Origin of the sequence: Agrobacterium sp. NPDC090273 (assembly GCF_044772305.1) — a bacterium.
GTDB lineage: Bacteria > Pseudomonadota > Alphaproteobacteria > Rhizobiales > Rhizobiaceae > Agrobacterium.
In genome coordinates this window covers 312354-332209 of sequence record NZ_JBIVYN010000006.1, presented here as the reverse complement: position 1 = coordinate 332209, position 19856 = coordinate 312354, and the positions used below count along the sequence as shown (strand labels likewise).

18 protein-coding genes are annotated in these 19856 nt (G+C 55.6%); 12 read left to right on the top strand and 6 right to left on the bottom strand.

Annotated features, from left to right (window positions below; all coding sequences use genetic code 11):
* The first annotated feature begins 193 nt into the window (after positions 1 to 193).
* From ACIQT8_RS17970 to ACIQT8_RS17960, 3 genes are all read left to right on the top strand, one after another.
* On the top strand, positions 194 to 2509 hold the full coding sequence (locus ACIQT8_RS17970) for an EAL domain-containing protein (RefSeq protein WP_400967851.1): 2316 nt from the start codon (positions 194 to 196) through the stop codon (positions 2507 to 2509).
* A gap of 47 nt (positions 2510 to 2556) precedes the next feature.
* Complete coding sequence (locus tag ACIQT8_RS17965; RefSeq protein WP_400967848.1) at positions 2557 to 3453, top strand: amino acid ABC transporter substrate-binding protein; 897 nt, start codon at positions 2557 to 2559, stop codon at positions 3451 to 3453.
* Positions 3454 to 3521: 68 nt separating this feature from the next.
* Positions 3522 to 4424 carry an amino acid ABC transporter substrate-binding protein gene (locus ACIQT8_RS17960; RefSeq protein ID WP_400967845.1) on the top strand — a complete coding sequence of 301 codons (903 nt, stop codon included), beginning with the start codon at positions 3522 to 3524 and terminating at the stop codon, positions 4422 to 4424.
* Between the two features lie 48 nt (positions 4425 to 4472).
* On the opposite strand, the gene minE is transcribed toward ACIQT8_RS17960, so the two are convergent.
* Genes minE through minC form a run of 3 tightly spaced genes read right to left on the bottom strand, consistent with a single transcriptional unit; the run spans position 4473 to position 6312 of the window.
* The gene (gene minE / locus ACIQT8_RS17955; protein WP_138793308.1) at positions 4473 to 4733 is read right to left on the bottom strand and encodes a cell division topological specificity factor MinE; all 261 of its coding nucleotides are present in this window, start codon (positions 4731 to 4733) and stop codon (positions 4473 to 4475) included.
* Entirely contained in the window at positions 4730 to 5545 is an 816-nt protein-coding gene (gene minD / locus ACIQT8_RS17950; RefSeq protein WP_138793309.1) for a septum site-determining protein MinD, read from the bottom strand. The genes minE and minD overlap by 4 nt, the downstream gene beginning before the upstream one ends.
* A 35-nt stretch (positions 5546 to 5580) precedes the next feature.
* Positions 5581 to 6312 carry a septum site-determining protein MinC gene (gene minC / locus ACIQT8_RS17945; protein ID WP_178340630.1) on the bottom strand — a complete coding sequence of 244 codons (732 nt, stop codon included), beginning with the start codon at positions 6310 to 6312 and terminating at the stop codon, positions 5581 to 5583.
* Between the two features lie 437 nt (positions 6313 to 6749).
* On the opposite strand from minC, the gene ACIQT8_RS17940 reads away from it, so the two are divergent.
* The 9 genes from ACIQT8_RS17940 (at position 6750) to aztD (ending at position 17199) form a co-directional block, all read left to right on the top strand.
* Positions 6750 to 7436, top strand: coding sequence for an HAD-IA family hydrolase (locus tag ACIQT8_RS17940; protein WP_400967840.1), 687 nt, complete (start codon positions 6750 to 6752; stop codon positions 7434 to 7436).
* Positions 7437 to 7691: 255 nt separating this feature from the next.
* Positions 7692 to 8408 carry a FadR/GntR family transcriptional regulator gene (locus ACIQT8_RS17935; RefSeq protein WP_400967837.1) on the top strand — a complete coding sequence of 239 codons (717 nt, stop codon included), beginning with the start codon at positions 7692 to 7694 and terminating at the stop codon, positions 8406 to 8408.
* A 64-nt stretch (positions 8409 to 8472) separates the two neighbouring features.
* Positions 8473 to 9447 (top strand): sialic acid TRAP transporter substrate-binding protein SiaP, encoded by a 975-nt coding sequence (locus tag ACIQT8_RS17930; protein ID WP_400967834.1) that lies wholly within the window; start codon positions 8473 to 8475, stop codon positions 9445 to 9447.
* 71 nt (positions 9448 to 9518) lie between these two features.
* Positions 9519 to 10094 carry a TRAP transporter small permease gene (locus ACIQT8_RS17925; protein WP_400967832.1) on the top strand — a complete coding sequence of 192 codons (576 nt, stop codon included), beginning with the start codon at positions 9519 to 9521 and terminating at the stop codon, positions 10092 to 10094.
* A 3-nt stretch (positions 10095 to 10097) separates the two neighbouring features.
* On the top strand, positions 10098 to 11504 hold the full coding sequence (locus ACIQT8_RS17920; RefSeq protein ID WP_138793315.1) for a TRAP transporter large permease: 1407 nt from the start codon (positions 10098 to 10100) through the stop codon (positions 11502 to 11504).
* 60 nt (positions 11505 to 11564) lie between these two features.
* Positions 11565 to 12611: an L-idonate 5-dehydrogenase gene (locus ACIQT8_RS17915; RefSeq protein ID WP_400967828.1), complete on the top strand. Its 1047-nt coding sequence runs from the start codon at positions 11565 to 11567 to the stop codon at positions 12609 to 12611.
* Positions 12612 to 12627: 16 nt separating this feature from the next.
* Positions 12628 to 13839: a mannonate dehydratase gene (uxuA, locus tag ACIQT8_RS17910; protein ID WP_400967825.1), complete on the top strand. Its 1212-nt coding sequence runs from the start codon at positions 12628 to 12630 to the stop codon at positions 13837 to 13839.
* A 302-nt stretch (positions 13840 to 14141) separates the two neighbouring features.
* Complete coding sequence (locus ACIQT8_RS17905; protein WP_400967822.1) at positions 14142 to 15653, top strand: aldehyde dehydrogenase (NADP(+)); 1512 nt, start codon at positions 14142 to 14144, stop codon at positions 15651 to 15653.
* A gap of 352 nt (positions 15654 to 16005) precedes the next feature.
* The gene (aztD, locus tag ACIQT8_RS17900) at positions 16006 to 17199 is read left to right on the top strand and encodes a zinc metallochaperone AztD (RefSeq protein ID WP_400968075.1); all 1194 of its coding nucleotides are present in this window, start codon (positions 16006 to 16008) and stop codon (positions 17197 to 17199) included.
* A gap of 50 nt (positions 17200 to 17249) precedes the next feature.
* On the opposite strand, the gene ACIQT8_RS17895 is transcribed toward aztD, so the two are convergent.
* Genes ACIQT8_RS17895 through ACIQT8_RS17885 form a run of 3 tightly spaced genes read right to left on the bottom strand, consistent with a single transcriptional unit; the run spans position 17250 to position 19854 of the window.
* The gene (locus ACIQT8_RS17895; RefSeq protein ID WP_138793320.1) at positions 17250 to 17663 is read right to left on the bottom strand and encodes a DUF3830 family protein; all 414 of its coding nucleotides are present in this window, start codon (positions 17661 to 17663) and stop codon (positions 17250 to 17252) included.
* A gap of 35 nt (positions 17664 to 17698) precedes the next feature.
* On the bottom strand, positions 17699 to 19102 hold the full coding sequence (gene hydA, locus ACIQT8_RS17890) for a dihydropyrimidinase (protein ID WP_400967818.1): 1404 nt from the start codon (positions 19100 to 19102) through the stop codon (positions 17699 to 17701).
* Positions 19103 to 19125: 23 nt separating this feature from the next.
* Positions 19126 to 19854 (bottom strand): amino acid ABC transporter ATP-binding protein, encoded by a 729-nt coding sequence (locus ACIQT8_RS17885; RefSeq protein ID WP_262528384.1) that lies wholly within the window; start codon positions 19852 to 19854, stop codon positions 19126 to 19128.
* Positions 19855 to 19856: the final 2 nt, after the last annotated feature.

The following is a 19856-nucleotide window of genomic DNA, read 5'->3' as shown; positions in this document are numbered from 1 at the left end:
CAGTGACACAGCTCGCTAGGTCATGCGCGCGGGCGCTGAATTATTTCAGCTTACAAGCGGGGATCGTAAAAAGATGGGCTAATTCTTAATCACATCTAAACTTTGTTGAATTAATTAGCAGGCAGCATTCCAATACATATTTTATGAATTTTCATGACACGCAATCAGGCCACGCGACGGGGGAATATCGCGAATGGACGAGCCTGCCTATTGGCATAGGGATAGAGAGAAACAGCACGGGCTAAACCCGGACTCGGCGAAAACGCCGAGGCGGTCCCGTCTGCCCGGTCGCCGCTCGCTCGTCAACAAGATTACGTTTATTTTCCTGGCTGGTGTCGTCTTCTCGTACAGTGTTGGTGCGCTGGTTGGCTGGTACATGTTTGTTGCTGCAGCGGGCGAACAATGGCTAAGTCAAGCGCGTTTGAACTCTCAGATTGCCAGTGCAACGCTGCGCAGCGTCTACACCTATGTGAGCGTCAACGCCGACCCGGACGGGCAAGTCAACGGCATATTGACGTCTCAGCCAATTGGCGATGACGAATCCATCCTTGTCACCGGGTTTGATCCGAGCGATGTGCTGGCCCTTATCAGCGCCCAGACAAAGAAGCCGTCATGGCTTTTCCGCTTCGATGCCAAAGATGCCAGTTTCAAACAAATTGCTGCTGCCTACGACGACAACAATCAGGAGGATGAACGTAAACTGATTGCGCGCCCGATACTTGCGGACAGCGCAGCACGCGGCGAGTTTGCTGCCGATTTTGCGACCATAGGCGACGCCGAGCACTACATTGGTCTGCTGCCCATCATAAACAACACCACAAGGCAACCGATTGGCGCGGTTGCCGTCAGTATCGGTGGTGCCGAAGAACTCTACGGGGCCCAACGCAAGCTTTTCTATAACTCGCTGATAGCACTGGTTGCCGTCCTGCTCGTGACGGGAATTCTGGTCGCCGTGATGGCACGCCGCGTTTTGAAACCCGTACCTATACTCGTCCAGGCGACACTGCAAATCGCGCGCGAGAAAACCGACATGGTAACGCCGTTTCAGGATCGCCGTGACGAGATCGGCGATATGGCGGTCGCCATCGAGACGCTTCGCGAAGCCGTTGTTGAGCGCAGCCACCTCCGACAAATCCGTGACATGGCCCAACAAATGGAACACATGGCGCATCATGACGCGTTAACAGGGCTCCCCAATCGTGTGCTCCTGATGAAAACCCTTGATGCATGCCTCGATCAACTTGCCTCGACAGGCACCCGCGTTAACGTGATGCTGCTCGATCTGGATCGCTTCAAAGCCGTCAATGACACATTTGGGCATGCATCCGGGGACGCTTTGCTCGTGGCGGTAGCAGCACGAATTTCCCCAGCTCTCGGCCCAAATGACATGGTCAGCAGGCTGGGCGGAGACGAGTTCGCAATCATTCAGGCTGTCAATGAAGATCAAGAGAAAGAAGGCCAAGCACTTGCAAGACGCGTGGTGGAAGCTGTCTCCCAGAACTTCAGCCTCGGCAGCACCACCGTGAGCATTGACACGAGCATCGGCATTGCCTGCGCGCCGGATCACGGCACATCATCCAGCCAGCTCCTGCAGCACGCTGACCTTGGTCTTTATCGTGCAAAGTCCATGGGATGCGGTCTATTTGTCTTTTACGAGCCGGGCATGGACATGGCGACGCAAGACAAACATGCGCTTGAGATAGATATGAAGGCGGCGCTGCAAAACCACGAATTCGAACTCCATTACCAGCCGATCATCGACCTGAAAACAGGCCGGATCGCGGCTTACGAGGCACTTGCAAGGTGGCGCCATAACACGCTCGGCGTCATTTCTCCGGAGCGCTTCATCGCTCTCGCAGAAGAAAGCAACTTCATCAAACCATTGGGTGAATGGGTCATATCGCAGGCCTGCCGCGATGCCATGGCCTGGCCCGAGGATATCCGCCTCGCCGTAAACCTCTCGGCCGTACAGTTGTCCCACGACGATATAGTCGAGATTGTCGACAGCGCCCTCGCCAAATCGGGCCTGCCAGCAGCGCGACTTGAACTCGAGGTCACTGAGACGGCGATCCTGGAAAAAGACAGCGGCGTCAGGGCCCTGAAGCGCTTGAAAGACCGCGGCGTGCGCCTCGCTCTTGATGATTTTGGAACGGGCTACGCGGGCTTGAGCAGTCTCACACACATAGCCTTCGACAAAATCAAGATCGATCGCGAGTTCGTCTCCAGACTTCCTGGCAATCCAATGTGCTCAGCAATCGTTCGAACCATAACGGATATGGCTGAACAGATCGGCCTCGAAGTGACCGCCGAAGGGGTCGAAAATGCAGCACAGGTCGAAGCGCTCAGGCTCCTTCGATGTGACGAGGCGCAGGGATATTATTTTGCCGAACCTGCCCCGCTTGCCGAAATCATAAAGTACCGAATTGCAGACATTTGGCCCTCCCTGGCGCATCGACATATCGATCGGTCTCCAGATGAGAATTATGAAATTTCAGCACAAGCTATTTGAAACTAGATCGGAAGAAGCGCAATCGCGCTGAGCAAAAGGAAAATGACATGCGTTTTTTCATGCCTTGCCTTTTCCTCCTGACGTCCTTGGCCCCCAACAACGTCTCGCATGCCGCTGGCGACGCCGGCACGCTGGAGCGAATTACAAAATCCGGAAAGATCAGGATCGGCTATCGCGAAGCCGAGCCTCCATTCTCCTATCAATTGCCGGACGGAAAAATTGTCGGCTTCTCAACCGACCTTTGCCAAACGATCGCTGACGATGTCCGAAAGGAACTCGGGCTCAACAAACTTGATATCGACTATGTCAAGGCAACGCCCGCAACACGTTTTATTCTTGTTAAAACCGGTCAAATTGACCTTGAATGCGCTGCAACGACCAACACTGCAGAGCGCAGGAAAATGGTCGATTTTTCCTACCCCAATTTCATGACCGCGACCCAGTTCCTGTCCCGGAGCGCCGATCATCTTAAAACGATTTCGGATCTTGCTGGCCGTTCCGTCACGTCGGCATCGGGTACCGTCAATATTGAGCAACTTAACGCAGTCAATCGGCAGAAGGGGCTCAACATTTCAGTGATGCCCACAAAAACCAACGAGGAGTCCTTCGAGCTCGTTGCGTCGGGCAAGGCTTCGGCGTTTGTCATGGATGGCATTTTACTTGCAGCTCTCGCAGCAACGTCCGAAAATCCAGACCTCTACAGCCTATCCGAAGATACGCTGAGCGCACCTGAGCCCTACGGCTTGATGTTCAGACGCGATGACCCTGCATTCAAAGCAGTCGTGAATACGAGCTTGAGGAGGATATTCACCAGTAAGACAATCAACGATCTCTACACGAAATGGTTCACCTCTCCGATCCCCCCGAACGGAATGAACCTGAAGCTCCCAATGACCAGCACTCTCAGGCAAGCCTACGACAATCCAAGCGAATATCAGGAATGACCGAGGCGGGACAAAACCGGTTGTCACTTAACTTCAATCTCGATGGATCACGTGTCTGGAGCCCCCTTATGAAGCGTTCGGCATTGTGGGTTGCCTTAATCATCATCCCCACCACACCAGTATTCGCATCTGACGGCGAAGCACAGCCCCCTACCCTCGATACGATAGCGCGAAACGGTGTCATTAAAATCGGTTACGGCGACAACAATATGCCGTTTTCCTATCTCGCGGCGACCCCGAGCCCGATCGGTTACAGTATCGATCTTTGCCTCCTTGTGACTGAGGCAATCAGAGAAAAGCTCGGCCGCCCGGACATCAGGATCGAATTCGTTGAACGGACACCTAGTAACCGGGTGATGATGCTCAATAGCGGAGCGATCGACCTCGAATGTGTCGCCAGCACCAATACGGAAGAACGGCGTAAGGCCGTCTGGTTTTCGTACGGCATTTTCCTGACAGGAACCCGATATGTGGCGCTGAGCTCAAGCAACCTGCAGACGGTCGACGATCTCGCCGGGAGAACCGTTTCAGTGACTACGGGGACGATCAATATCAGTCAATTGAATGCTTTGAACCGGCGCAAGAACATGAGCATCGCCGTCCTTCAGAACGACAGCACAAAGGGTGGCTTCGACATGGTGACAGAAGGTCGTGCGTCGGCCTTCATTATGGACGATATACTGTTGAGGTCATTCGTCGCAGAGACCGGAAAACCTGCCGACTACACCATTTCAAGCGACTACCTTGCCCCTCCCCAACCATATGGATTGATGATGCGGCATGGTGACACTGACTTCAGAGATACAGTAAATGGCGCTCTGGCTAAAATCTATTCCAGTGGCGAGATCGACAAGATCTACGACAAATGGTTCAACGCACCGATCCCGCCGCATGGACTGAACCTCCGGCGTCCCTTGCCCGACGATCTTGCTGCCACGTTCCGAAACCCGATTGATACGACCACTGAATAAAGGACACGCCGCCGATTGATGAACCGGCGGCGTTGTCTGAACGAACGATCAAGCCGCCTTCAGGTCTGTCCCAAGGGGTATCTCGACATCGATTTCCAGCACAGACACGTGCTCGTCCCGGTCCATTCGAACCTGAACCTTGTCGTTGTCGATTTGCACATGTTTTGAAATCACTGCGAGGATTTCTTCCCTCAGGATTGCGACAAGATCGGACCCTGAAGATGCCCGCTCATGCGCGAGCAAAACCTGCAGACGTTCGCGCGCAAGTGGCGCAGACTTCTGCTTGCGAAAAAGACTGAAGATGCTCATGCAGCCCTCCTTGCGAAGATCTTCGAGAAGATACCACGCTTCTCACCTGGTACGACAACAGGGATCTCTTCACCGGAGAGGCGTCGCGCGGCATCAAAATAAGCCATCGCCGGTGCGCAGCGTGCATCGGCCAGCGTTACCGGGGAACCGACATTCGACGCCCGAAGAACATCCGAGCTTTCTGGAATGATGCCCAGCAGCGGAATGGAAAGGATTTCCAGGACGTCATCAACCTTCAGCATATCGCCACGTTCGGCGCGAGCGGGATCATACCGGGTAAGCAGAAGGTGCTTTTCCATGCGCTCGCCACGCTCTGCTTTCACGGTCTTGGAATCAAGCAGCCCGATGATGCGATCGGAATCGCGGACGGAAGACACTTCCGGATTGGTGACAACGACAGCGACATCGGCGTGGCGCATTGCGAGCGTTGCACCGCGCTCGATACCCGCAGGACTATCACAAATTACCCAGTCGAAGTGTTTTCTGAGTTCGTTGATGACCCATTCGACGCCTTCCGGTGTCAAATTGTCCTTGTCCCTTGTCTGGGAGGCTGGCAGGAGAAACAACGTTTCGAGGCGCTTGTCACGGATAAGCGCCTGGGTCAGCTTCGCATCCCCCTGGATAACGTTGACGAGGTCATAGACAACGCGACGCTCAGCACCCATGACGAGATCCAGGTTGCGCAGGCCGACATCAAAATCCACGACGACGACTTTCTGCTTGTTCTGTGCCAGAGCAGCGCCCAGCGCAGCAGTCGAGGTGGTCTTGCCGACCCCGCCCTTTCCGGAAGTTACGACGACTACCTTCCCCATATTGCTCTCCTGTCCTGTTTTCTGGCCATTTTGGCTCAATTGAGTTTTTCTGCTTTGATTGTATCGTTCTCCAGCCAAAGCTGGACCGGCTGACCGCGCAGCTTCTCGTCTATATCTTCAGCGACCTTATAGACACCGTCGATTGCGAGAAGCTCGGCTTCAAGTTTGCGGCAAAAAATGCGTGACGTAACATTGCCAAGTGACCCCGCCATGGCTCTGCCCCTCAGGGCCCCATAAACGTGGATAGAGCCACCCGCGATGATCTCTGCTCCTGAGGCAACCGAACCAATAATCGTCACATCGCCTTCCGGAAACATGATCGACTGGCCGGACCTGACAGGTTCGTTGATGACAAGCGACTGGACGACGGCACGAACTTCGTTGATCGATCGCGGTTTTGGCTCTTCAGCCTCAACAGGTGCTGACGCTACAGGCTCAACCTCGACATCGGATGCAGGCTTGCCGCCCTTCAAGGCAGGCGGCATACCGGGCTCAATCATCGACGGACGCACACCCTCAATGCCCATGATGCCGACATTGCGCTCCGTCAGCGCAGCGAGAAGCGCCTTCAGGCCCGCTTTGTCGACCTGGAGATCTGCAACATCAAGTACGACGGGCCGTGCCAGGAAAAAGCCGGCTGAGCGAGCCGCCAGATCATCAAGCCTCTCCAGCCACTGCTCGACGGGCGCCTCAGGCGATAGGACAACGGCGAGAAAGGAGCGGCCTTTAATACGGATCGAACGCTGGTCTGTTAGCACTTTGGTCATCTTGGTAAACAAATCGTTGACATCAGGTAGCTCTAATATGGTTAACAAAAGGTTAACGTTATGGCGGAAATGGTCTCGTCGTTAAGAAAACGCCGCGCCAGAATGCTTCTTTAAAAACATCGAAAAATCCGGCTCATCCATTGCTTTTAATTCCATATCTTCATTTTGAAACGAGCATGACAAAGCTCAGTCAATGCCCATCTCTTCTCAACCTGAAACACTGAACCCGTGCAAAGGGAAACGAAGCGTGTCGAGTCAGAGGTATCATCAATTGTCCGATTCTGGGACGGCAAGCTTGCGCCAGGCTTGGGTTAAATCTTGCCCATCAGAGACTGCGGTTGACGGGTTGGTCGAGGAAAATGATTCCGTCGCTCTGAGCTATACGATAGAGAGGAGCGCAGTCCGCCAACGAACAGGCAAGAACATCAGGAACTCACATGCACAACAAAGTAACAAAGGCTGAGGCCGCCTTGACGCGCGAACATTCCGCGTTCCTCTTCGATATGGACGGAACGTTGGTCAATTCCATTGCCGTTGTGGAACGTGTCTGGCGTGAATGGGCTGTCGCAAATGGCATCGAACCAAACGCCTTTCTCAACCGTATCCACGGCATGCGGGCATCAGAGGTCGTTCGGCGCGAAGCAGTGCCTGGCCTTGATGTCGATGAACAGGCGGCCATCCTACTGCAAAAGGAAATGGATGACGTAGATGGCATCGTCCAGATCCCGGGTGCGGCCGAGTTCCTGAAGAAACTCCCTGTCGGCACGTGGGCCATCGTCACCTCTGCAGCGCGTGCACTTGCCGAACGCAGGCTGGCGGCGGCCGGATTGACACCGCCCGAAGTCATGATATGCGCCGAAGATGTTGTAGACGGAAAGCCTGATCCCGAGGGCTATAAAAAAGCGGCGGTGATGCTTGGAATACTGCCCGAGAACTGTGTGGTCTTTGAAGATGCGCCTGCGGGCATCCAAGCCGGCGAGCGAATGGGAGCCACTGTTGTCGTTATCAACACAACACACTCCCACCCCATCGACGCGCCGCATCTCTCGATCGGCGATTACGCCGAACTTGGCCTCATCGTTAGCGAGGACGGGAAACTGAAGCTTACGTCGTCCACCACCTGACGCACCTTGGTGCAGCCGTCATAAGGCTTACGAGTCGTATGACGGCCTAGCCACCTGACCAATTTCCCGCAACGTTCGCACAACAACAATACGTCAGAATTTCTAAATTACCTATTTAAAACAATGATTTGTATCGATCTAATTTTTTAGCATCTCTCGGATTGACTTTATCAAGCTGAACGATCACAAATTAAATTGGTAAGACAATCTTACCGCTTGCGCGAAGGGGGGAGACTTTCGCGTCGGGAGGAAATCATGTTCGTGGCTTTGGAGCCGCGCCGCCTTTACAGGCTGGTCGCGGAGCGAATTCGTTTACTCATCGAAACCGGAGAGTTGGTAGACGGTCAGCGTCTACCGGCGGAGCGTGATCTTGCCGAACGATTTGGCGTTTCCCGTCCGACGGTCCGTGAAGCGCTTATTGTTCTAGAAGTGGAAGGCCATATCCATATTCGTATGGGTTCAGGCGTCTACGTCAACGCAGCGGGACGGCCGCAGGAGCAGGTTTCCCCGGTCCCCGACGCCCATGGCCCCTTCGAGATCCTGCAGGCGAGATGCATCATCGAGAGCGCGATCGCTGAAGAGGCCGCGCGCATTGCGGGTCCTGATGCCATCGCCAGACTGGATGACATCATCGAACGCATGGCCAATTCAGTCGACAATTCGCCGCAGGCACTTCACTTAGACCGCGCCTTCCACACAGCTATTGCCGATATAATCGGCAATTCCGCGCTCAACCGATTTACGGGCCTGATTTATGACGAGCGCAGCCTTTCCCCCTATTTCCAGAAGCTCGCCAGCTATTTTGAAGGGCCCCACAGCTGGAACCTCGCTGTTGATGAGCATCGGGTTGTCCGTGACGCAATCGCCGCGAACAACCCGGAGGGCGCGCGCGAGGCAATGCGGCAGCACCTGACCTTGTCGCAAAAAAGATTTTCCGAAAGTTTCGGGGAGGAAACGATCGGAGAGGAGTGATCGCCACCGAATGCGGTGGCGGGACAATGCAACTGATCTGGCTTTAATTCGGGAGGAGTTAAGAATGAAAATCAGATTGACAACCTTGATGGGTGCAACAGCAGCAATTCTGTTGTCGACCTTTGCTGCACAAGCTCAAACCGCTCTTAAGTGGGCACACGTCTATGAAACATCCGAACCGTTCCACACGGACTCGGTCTGGGCGGCAGAAGAGATCGCCAAGCGTACCGATGGTCGCTACAAAATCGACGTGTTCCCGGCCTCCCAGCTCGGCAAGGAAGCCGATATTAACCAGGGCCTGAAGCTCGGTACGGTCGATATCATCATTTCCGGCTCAAGCTTTGCGGCCCGTGATCACAAGCCGATCGGCGTCACCTATTTCCCTTACATTTTCCGTGATCCGAGTCACCTCATTGCCTACACCAAGAGTGACGTCTTCAAAAAGCTCGCAAAGGGTTATGAAGACAAGACGGGCAACCACATCGTCGCGGTCAGCTATTACGGTACTCGACATACAACCTCGAACAAGCCGATTGCGAAATGCTCGGATATGGCCGGGTTGAAGATGCGCGTTCCCGACGTTCCTGCCTATCTCGCGATGCCGCGCGCTTGCGGTGCGAACACGACGCCGATCGCTTTTGCAGAAGTCTATCTCGCGCTTCAAAACGGCACTGTGGAGGCACAGGAAAACCCGCTGACGACGATTGAGGCGAAAAAATTCTACGAGGTCCAGAAAAACATCGTCCTGAGCGGTCACATCGTTGACCACCTCAACACCCTGGTCTCCAAGACACGCTGGGCAAGCCTCTCGGATGAAGACAAAAAGATTTTCACCGAGGTCATGCAGGAAGCGGCTGCGCGTACAACAAAGACAATCGAAGCCCGTGAACTCGCACTCGTCGACGAGTTCAAATCCAAGGGTATCAATGTCACTGAAGTCGACAAGGCAGACTTCGAGAAGAACGTCATCGAAAAGGTGAAGCTCGAAGACTTCGGCTACGAAAAAGCCGACTGGGACGCAATTCGCGCCATCAAGTGATGCATGTGAGCATCCCGGCTCCGACTGGGCCGGGATGCACTCCATCAAGACCTTCTGCCTGGAGTCCCTCAATGACTGACCATCAGCACGCCCCTGTCAGCGTCGAAGAAATGGCGCACGCTTTCGAGGAAGAAGTCGGCCCGGTTGATCTTTCCCCCTACGCGCTAGAGGACTGGCTGACCCTTGCCGTCTTCTGGGGTATGGGGCTGTGCGTCTTCCTGCAATTCTTCACCCGCTATGTCCTTAACGATAGTTTCGCATGGACGGAAGAAATTGCCGCCAATTGTCTCGTTGTCGTGGTTTTTCTCGGTTCGGTCATGTGCGTGCGCATGTTCCGGCACATTCACGTCGACCTGATTTACCGTTTCCTGTCAAAACCTGTCGGTCGCGCCTTGGAGCTTGTCGTCGACCTGATCACCATCAGCTTCTTTGCCTACATAACGTGGCTTATGTGGCGGTATCTCGAAATCGTCGGCGACGAGCGCATGGTCACTGTAGACCTCCCGCGTGGCATCGTTTTCTACACCGTTTTTGCAGCCTTCGCGCTGATGTTCGTTCGCGCCCTGCACAACTTCATCAAGGACATCACAGGCAAACAGACAATCCGTGAGAAGGCTCAGGAAGCCGTCAGCACACAGGGAATATAGATTATGCTTCTGCTCATCGGCTCCTTTCTTCTGCTTCTCATCATCGGTACGCCCGTTGCGGTTTCAATGGCTGTCTCGTCGCTACTTTATCTCGTCATTTACGATGTCGCGCCCGACATCATCGCCGCCCAGCGCATGATCGCAGGTGTGGAGAGCTTTCCACTGATCGCGGTTCCCTTCTTTATTCTTGCCGGAAATCTGATGAACATCGCGGGAGTGACAAGTCGTATCTACCGATTTGCGCTTGCACTGGTCGGCTGGATGAAGGGTGGTCTTGCTCAGGTGAACATTATTGGCTCCGTCGTTTTCTCCGGCATGTCTGGAACGGCACTTGCCGACGCCGCCGGCATCGGGACGATCGAAATCAAAGCAATGAAAGATCACGGCTACCCGGTTGAGGCAGCCGTAGGCGTGACTGCAGCCTCGGCAACGCTTGGGCCAATCTTCCCTCCATCCCTGCCCTTCGTGATCTACGGAATGATGGCGAACGCCTCGATCGGTGCCCTATTCATGGCTGGCATCATACCCGGTGTTGTCATGACCGTCCTCATGATGCTGACGGTTTATGTCTTTGCCAAGCGCAAGGGCTGGGGGTCGGATACGCCCTTCGAACTCAAACAGCTCCTTTCAGCATCGATGGAAGTTGTGATCGTTCTCGCGTTTCCTGTTGCTGTTTATCTGATGATCGTCGCTGGGCTGTCCATCAATGTGGCCGTCCTGCTTGGACTTGTCGTACTTGTTGCACTCGACTGGTATTATGACTTCTCGGCAGTGATGGCCTTGATGACACCTGTCCTCCTCATTGGCGGCATGACGATGGGATGGTTCACGCCGACAGAAGCTGCGGTAGCGGCTGTGCTGTGGTCGCTCTTTCTTGGCCTTGTGCGTTACCGTACGATGACTTTCAAAACGTTGTCGAAGGCAACGTTCGATACAATCGAGACGACTGCATCAGTCCTTTTCATCGTAACAGCAGCGTCAATCTTCGCATGGCTTTTGACCGTCAGCCAGGCGGCCCAGCTCTTTTCAGACTTCATGTTTTCGATGACCAGCAATTGGTGGACGTTCCTTATCATCGTCAACATTCTGCTCCTGGTGGTGGGAGCATTCCTCGACACGATAGCGGCGATCAGCATTCTCGTGCCTATTCTCATGCCGGTTGCGGCACGTTACGGCATTGATCCTGTCCATCTTGGTTTGATCGTGACCCTCAACCTCATGATCGGCCTCCTTACACCGCCTGTCGGGATGGTGCTTTTCGTCCTGTCCCGCATCTCCAAAATGTCGGTTGAACGGACAACGTTGGCGATCCTGCCATGGATGATCCCGCTCTTCATTGCCCTGGCACTGATTACCTTCATTCCGGCGGTCACCCTCTGGTTACCGACACAGCTTGGTTTGATCCGTTAAGACAATGGGGGCGCGGCCATCCCGCGTCCCTCCTTACTTCATGAGAGAAGGGCATCAGTCATGCAGACACGCGTGGCACGTCTTCACGGCAGGCGGCATCTGGAAATAGAAACTCAAAGTGTCGCAGGTCCAGGACCAGGCGAAGTCCTACTGCAGATGGCCGCGGGCGGGATCTGCGGATCGGATCTTCATTATTATCAGGATGGTGGGTTCGGACCGGTGCGCGTCCGTGAACCGATCATCTCAGGTCACGAAGCCTCAGGCTATGTCCAGGCTCTTGGGAGCGGCGTAAGCAATTTGGTGATCGGCCAACTTGTGGCCGTCAACCCATCGCAGCCCTGCGGCCATTGTCTTTTCTGCAAGAAGGACCAGCCAATTCACTGCCTTGAAATGCGGTTCATGGGAAGTGCCATGCGCATGCCACATGAACAGGGCATGTTCAGGGACAGGCTGGTTGTGTCGGCCAAACAATGCGCTCTCGTTGGCAAGGATGTCACGGCTGCAGAAGCGGCCTGCACCGAACCGCTTGCGGTCTGCCTGCATGCCGTCGCGCAAGCAGGCGACCTCGCCGGTCTAAACGTGCTGGTGACCGGCGCTGGACCGATCGGACTATTGACCGTTGCGGCCGTGCGCCACGCTGGAGCGTCTGAGATCGTTGTCACCGACCTGGCGGACGCAGCCCTTGCACGGGCTCCTTCAATGGGTGCGGATCGTACGATCAACGTTGCCACCAATGCCGAAGACCTCATCCCCTACCAGGACAACAAGGGTTACTTCGACATCATTTTCGATTGCTCTGCTGCAGCGCCCGCCCTGAGGAGCGCATTTGCCGCAATAAAGCCGCGTGGTACCATCGTTCAGGTGGGAGTGACAGGTGACATCACCATCCCGCTCAATGCGCTTGTCGGGAAGGAAGTGCTGTGGCGTGGATCGCAACGTTTCCACGAAGAGTTCGCAATTGCGGCTGCGTTGATCTCATCCCGTGAGATCGATGTGCGACCAATCATCTCGCACAGCTTTCCGTTGGAAGAAGCGGCGGCGGCCTTCGAGCAGGCCGGCGACAGGACCCGCGCCTGCAAGGTGCAGCTCACTTTTTCCCAAGCATGACATCGAAGGACATACAATGAGACATACGTGGCGCTGGTTCGGACCGGTCGACAAAGTAACAGTTCAAGATGCAGCACAGGCGGGCGCACAAGGCATTGTCAGTGCATTGCACCACATAGCGACGGGTGATGTCTGGCCGGTGGAGGAGATCAGCAAGCGGCATGAGGCGATCAAGGCAGGCGGGCTGGTCTGGGACGTGGTCGAAAGTGTGCCTGTTTCTGAGGATATCAAGACCCAAAGAGGTGAATGGAAACGCCACGTCTTGAACTGGCAGGAAACGCTGCGCCGATTGTCGGCCTCCGGTATTCGTACTGTGTGCTACAATTTCATGCCAGTCCTGGATTGGACCAGAACTGATCTGCGGTGGGAGACCAGGCATGGCGCGAGAGCCATGCGGTTCGACCTTGTCGACTTCGCAGCCTTCGATATCCACATTCTCAAGCGGCCAGACGCTCGAACGGACTACCCCGACTGGCTCCACGATCAGGCTGCACAACGGTTTTCGGGAATGGCCGATGAAAAGATCGCGGCACTCGGCAAGAACATAGGTGCCGGCCTGCCCGGCTCCGCAGATGGTTATACGCTAGAACAACTCCTGGAAAAACTCAGCTCCTATCATGGTATTGATCGTACCAGACTGCAACAGAACCTCATCGACTTCCTGTCGGAGGTCGTTCCAGTGGCAGAAGAAGTCGGCATCAATATTTGCGCCCACGGCGATGATCCGCCGTGGCCCCTGCTAGGCCTGCCACGGATCTTGTCGACCGAGGCGGATTACGCCCACATGCTGTCTCAGGTCGACAGCCGGGCAAACGGTGTAACTCTGTGTACCGGTTCGCTCGGTGCACGTGCAGACAACAATCTTCCCTTCATCGCCAAACGCTTTGCTGATCGCATTCACTTCGTTCACCTGCGTAATGTAACGCGCGACACCGATACGGTGCCCTGCTCCTTTTTTGAAGACGAGCATCTGGAAGGGGGCACGGATATGGTGGCGGTCATTGCGGCGCTCATCCAGGAGGAATCGCGACGCCGCGCTGAAGGGCGCCAGGATCACCAGATACCAATGCGACCGGACCATGGACAGGAAATCCTCGACGATCTCAGGCGAGGTGCCCAGCCAGGTTATCCTGCCATCGGCCGCTTGAAGGGGTTGGCGGAATTGCGCGGGATCGAACGAACCCTGATGCACAGCTGTTTCGGCCTGGGCGACACATCGACAACCTGATCCACCATCCGTCATATTCACCCAGGATCGGATCTAAGTGGAAAAGGCCAGCCAATCAGCTTCATCTTCCTGCAGGCATACGCAGGAAGGTGTGGCGGTGGCTGTTGTACGTCGTCGTCAAATAATCACACTTTTCGAGCAAATAAAGTACAAAGCGTCTTTCGCCAGAGCCCCACAAGGGTTAAGGCAGAGGGCAACCGGACAAGGATCATCAGGTCGGCAAATTGCCTGCTGCCTGTGGTCCAGTCGTACGGTCTCGGGTGGACGTTCCACACAGGTTTCGATTTTCAGGGAAGAGCACAATGAGTTTCAAGCCGCATGGCAAACATCTCGTCGCAGGAGAATGGGTCGCAACGGAAACAAAGTTTCGTAGTGAACCGGCTCAAGGCGAAGCATTCGACTTTTCGGTCGGTACGGTCGACCTGGTAAACAAGGCTTGCGAGGCCGCAGAAGACGCCTTCTGGAGCTACGGTTACACCACCCGGGAAGAGCGCGCCGCGTTCCTCGACGCCATTGCTGACGAGATCGAAGCCCGCGCCGACGCAATCACCGAAATCGGCTCTGCCGAAACGGGCCTGCCAGCAGGCCGTCTTCAGGGCGAGCGTGGCCGCACGACCGGTCAGTTGCGCCTCTTCGCATCGCACATTCGCAATGGAGAGTATCTCGATCGCCGCCATGACGTAGCACTGCCGGATCGCCAGCCGCTGCCCCGTCCAGATATTCGCCTTATGCAGCGTCCAATCGGCCCGGTGGCCGTTTTCGGCGCATCCAACTTCCCACTGGCATTCTCTGTTGCCGGTGGCGACACCGCAGCAGCACTTGCTGCCGGTTGCCCGGTGGTCGTCAAGGGTCACTCGGCTCACCCTGGCACTGGCGAGATCGTTGCAGAAGCCGTGCTTGCTGCCGTCAAGAAGCATAACCTTCACCCGGGCGTTTTCTCGCTGATCCAGGGCGGCCGTCGTGACGTTGGCTCTGCCCTCGTCCAGCATCCACGCATCAAGGCAGTCGGCTTCACAGGGTCGCTGGCCGGTGGACGCGCCCTGTTCGACCTGTGTGCACAGCGTCCAGAGCCGATCCCGTTCTTCGGTGAACTCGGCTCTGTCAATCCGATGTTCCTCCTGCCAGAAGCGATCAACGCACGCGGCGAAGCCATCGCAAAGGGCTGGGCAGGTTCGCTCACCATGGGTGCTGGCCAGTTCTGCACGAACCCCGGCATCGCTGTCGTCCTGTCGTCTCAGGCTGACGCCATTGCCGAGACGGCACGTGCTGCGCTGTCCGAGGTCGGCCCACAAGTCATGCTGACGGACGGGATTGCCTCTGCCTATCGCGACGGCCGCGACCGCATCGCAGCCGGTAACGGCGTTCGCGACGTTCTAACCACCACCTGCAATCTGCGCAACGCTACACCTTACCTGTTCCGCGTTTCCGCTAAGGACTGGCTTGCCAACCATGCACTTGCGGAAGAAGTCTTTGGGCCACTCGGCCTGATCGTGACGGTCGACAGCGCCGAGGAAATGATCGAAGTGGCAAAAAGCTTCGAAGGTCAGCTTACCGCCACGCTTCATCTCGATGCGGGTGACGCTGAACTGGGTCGCAAGCTTCTGCCGATCCTCGAGCGCAAGGCTGGTCGTGTCCTCGCCAACGGCTTCCCGACGGGTGTTGAAGTCTCTGATGCCATGGTTCACGGCGGCCCCTACCCGGCCTCGACCAACTTCGGTGCGACCTCGGTTGGCACCATGTCGATCCGTCGCTTCCTGCGCCCGGTTTCTTACCAGAACATTCCGGCTGACGTTCTCCCGTCCGACATCGGTTGATTTTTGAGTTCACGCCGGCAAAACAGTTTGCCGGCGTGATCCCGCATCCTTGGCGCGCCGAACATACGTGGCCACACCTCCGCTCGCCTATCTAAAATGGCGTCTGGGCGCTCCGCCCGTTGACGGCGTCGTTGCCTTTCTGATTTTCCAACATTTTTGAGTCCGTTTTTCCACAACTCGCGCCGCACGGGTTGACAGTCGGCGCAAACGTAATGTTATTACATTTCATATTGAATGTAATAACACTACATAGCCGATACCTCGCTATCGCGATCGGACCTTAACTGTCGGAAGGACACTCATGGCACCTCCTATTCACAATTTCCTCATGTCTGCGCTTGCGTCATCCCTGATGTTTGCGCCCTTTGTCACACTTAATGCATCAGCAGAGGAAAGCCAGGACAGCCGCACGGAGTGGCGCCTTTTCGTCGCAGACCATTCCCAACCAATTGTCCGCGCGATCAATTTCGAAGACGGGAAGGAACTGGCGCGCTATGATCTGAAGGGTTACGCAGCGCTCACTACAAGTGCCACCGGAAAGACGGTGTTCGCGACGCAGTCGGACGCAGACGTCGTAAACATCATCAAAACCGGCATTATCTTATCCGACCACGGCGAGCACCGAGATCTCGATGTGGAAGAGACCGCCCTCCTGCCTGTGATTTTCGAAGGAAAACGTCCATTCCACGTGGTGCCACACGATGATCACGCGATTCTCTTTTACGATCGCGGAGGCAAGGCCGACGTTATCGATGAGGCAGCTCTACTGGAAGGAAAGGCAAAGGTCCGAACGATCGACACGACGGCGGCCCATCACGGTGTCGCGGTCACGATGGGGCGATACGTCCTCGTATCAGTCCCCGGTCAGAACGCTGAATTGAAGCCCGATGCCTTGCCGCCACGTGTCGGAGTGCGCGTCCTCGACAAGGACGGAAAAGAAGTCGGTCAGCAGGCAAAGTGCACGGATCTGCATGGCGAGGCAACTTCCGCCAGACTAGTTGCATTCGGTTGCAAAGAAGGCGTTCTGGTTGCCCGGCCTGGCGGCATCGATGGTCCAGAATTTGAAATGCTCCCATACCCGGAGCATTTCCCGAAGGCGAACACCGGTACGCTGCTTGGGGGTAAATCCATGCAGTTCTTCCTCGGCAACTACGGCGAAAACAAAGTGGTTCTCATCGATCCGGACGGCGAGGAAAAGTTCCGTCTCATCGAGCTACCAACACGACGTGTCGACTTCATCCTCGATCCCGCCAACCCGCGCAATGCCTACATCCTGACAGAAGACGGGGATCTGCACGTCCTTGATATTCTTGAGGCGGCTATCGTACGAAAATCGAAGATAACCGAGCCTTACAGCAAAGACGGCCATTGGCGTGACGCGCGCCCGCGCCTTGCAGTCGCCGACGGCAAGATCGCTCTTTCGGATCCACGCCACTCGCTGATACGGGTGGTGGACGCCGAGACCCTGAAAGAAACGCGCACGATCCCCGTGGAAGGCCAACCGTTCTCGATCGTCGCAGTTGGCGGTTCGGGAGTTTCGCACTAAAAATTGCCTATGTGGCGGACAGATCACCCTGTCCGCCATTTCTCAAACGCTCACTCCGCCACTTCGAAGCGGATCGGGTGTGCCCCCTCCCAAAGAACTTTCGGCCCAAGTTCCGCCAGCTTGTCCAGATTGGACGTCAGCGTAATGAAATGGTTTCCCGCGAGCTGCCCGACTTTCGAGGAGAAATCCACGCCTCCATACGCCAACAAGATTTCCGTTTCACTGATACCGCCTGGATAAAGAATGAACTGTCCAGGGGCCGGATGGCTGGTATGGTTTTCGTATCCGACGCCAAACTCATAGTCTCCAAGCGGAATCCAGACACCTTCACCGGACCAGCGCACGTGGACGATCTGGCCTTCGAATGGCATGCGAGCAAGGAATGCCTCACAGGTTTTAGGGGCTTTTTCCATCTCCAGCACAGCGTCGAATACGTAGGGGCCGGCGGTTACCTTCAGCTTCATTAGTTATTGTCTCCAGTGTGTCAGTTTAAAATTATTCATGCCTTTCGGCGGGTACTCGCGGCGCGATAAACACCGTCGCCTTTCTTGCCCTTAAGCACCCCGTCCTCGACCATGATACGTCCGCCCAGAATGACGGTCGTCGGCCAGCCCGCGACATCCATTCCCTCATAGGGCGAATAGTCTGCCCCATCGTGGAGTTCGGCATGGCGGATTGTACGTTTTTCTTTCGGATCCCAGATTGCAAGATCGGCATCGGAGCCAATGGCGATGGCTCCCTTCTGCGGATACAAACCGTATGTTTTCGCGTGATTTGTCGCTGTAAGGGCAACAAAGCGCTGTAAATCAATCCGACCCTTCATGACGCCTTCGGAAAACAGGATCGGCATCCGTGTTTCCACGCCGGGAATACCGTTCGGGATATGGCGAAAGCTCAGGCGCCCTCTCGGATTGAGCTTGCCGCGCTCGTCGTCATAACGGAATGGGCAATGGTCAGAAGAGAACAGATCGAAGACGCCATTCTCGATACCAAGCCAGCACTCATTCTGGGCAGCCAGATCGCGTGGCGGTGGGGAGCAGACAAATTTTGCACCCTCCCAATCCATGCCCGAAAGATCGTCTGCCGTCAGCACCAGATATTGCGGGCAGGTCTCGCCGACAACCTTCACCCCGCGAGCCCGCGCACGACCAATCTCTTCCATCGCCTGCCCGTTCGAGACATGAACGATAACAACCGGCACATCGACGATTTCTGCGAGTGTGAGCGCCCGGTGCGTCGCCTCGCGCTCGACAGCAGCTGGACGCGTCGTGGCATGGGCACGCGGCGCGACATCACCTGCAGCCTCGTGTTTTTCGATAAGGAAACGGATCGCGTCTTCATTTTCGCAATGGACCATGACCGTTGCCCCGGTCTCACGAGCAACATCCAGTGTCTTGAGGATTTCGGCATCGCTGAGGCGGAGATCGTCGTAGGTCATAAAGACTTTCAGCGACGAATATCCATCCTCTATCAATGCTGGAAGCTCTTGACCTAGGACAGCTTCGGTTGGCTCGTTGACGATAAGGTGGAAGCTGATGTCTGTGTAGCAGTTGCCATCAGCGAGAGCGTGGTACGCCTTTAGCGCTTCGCGCAAGGATTTTCCCTTCTCTTGCAGGCAAAAGGGCATAAGCGTGGTATTTCCACCGAACAATGCCGAACGCGTGCCGCTTTCGAAGTCATCAGCCATGACAATTCCATCACCCGAAGGCTGCGAGATGTGGACATGGCTGTCTATTCCACCCGGCAGGACAAATTTTCCTTCAGCATCGACAACCGTTCCATCGGCATCAATATGTTCGGCGATCTGTACGATGCGCCCATTTTTGATGCCAATATCGGCACGGAAAACGTCAGACGCTGTTGCGATGGTTCCGTTGCGTACGATGAGATCGAGTTCACCCATGGCGTACTCCTTTCCAATTTTCGTCAATGCTGGAGAATCTTGCTGAGAAACGCCTCAGTGCGCGGATTGTGGTGTTCGTTGAAAAACGCCTCCGTGGGACGATCCTCAACGATTTCGCCCTGATCGATGAAAATCATTCGGGTGGCTACACGGCGCGCGAAGCCCATTTCATGGGTAACCACCATCATTGTCATCCCGTCACGGGCAAGTCCGGTCATGACATCGAGAACCTCTGAGATCATTTCCGGGTCGAGCGCCGATGTTGGCTCGTCAAACAACATTGCCATCGGGTTCATCGCCAGGGCGCGGGCGATCGCCACGCGCTGCTGCTGACCGCCGGAGAGCTGACCGGGGTACTTCAGTGCATGTGCCGTCAGACCAACCCGGTCCAACAATTCCATCGCCTTTTTGCGAGCGGCGTCTTCATGGCGACCAAGCACGATCTGCTGTGCGAGCATGATGTTCCCCTCGATCGTCAGATGCGGGAAGAGCTCGAAATTCTGGAAAACCATACCGACACGGGAACGCAACTCCGGAAGGTCTGTCGCCGGATCGCCGACCTCGATTCCGTCGACGCGGATGGACCCTTTCTGAAACGGCTCTAGAGCATTGACACATTTGATGAGCGTCGACTTTCCAGAGCCAGAGGGGCCACAAACGACCACAACCTCGCCCTTCTTGACGGTGGTCGTGCAGTTCTTCAGAACCTCGAACTCGCCGTAATATTTTGAAACTTCGGTGATTTCGATCATTG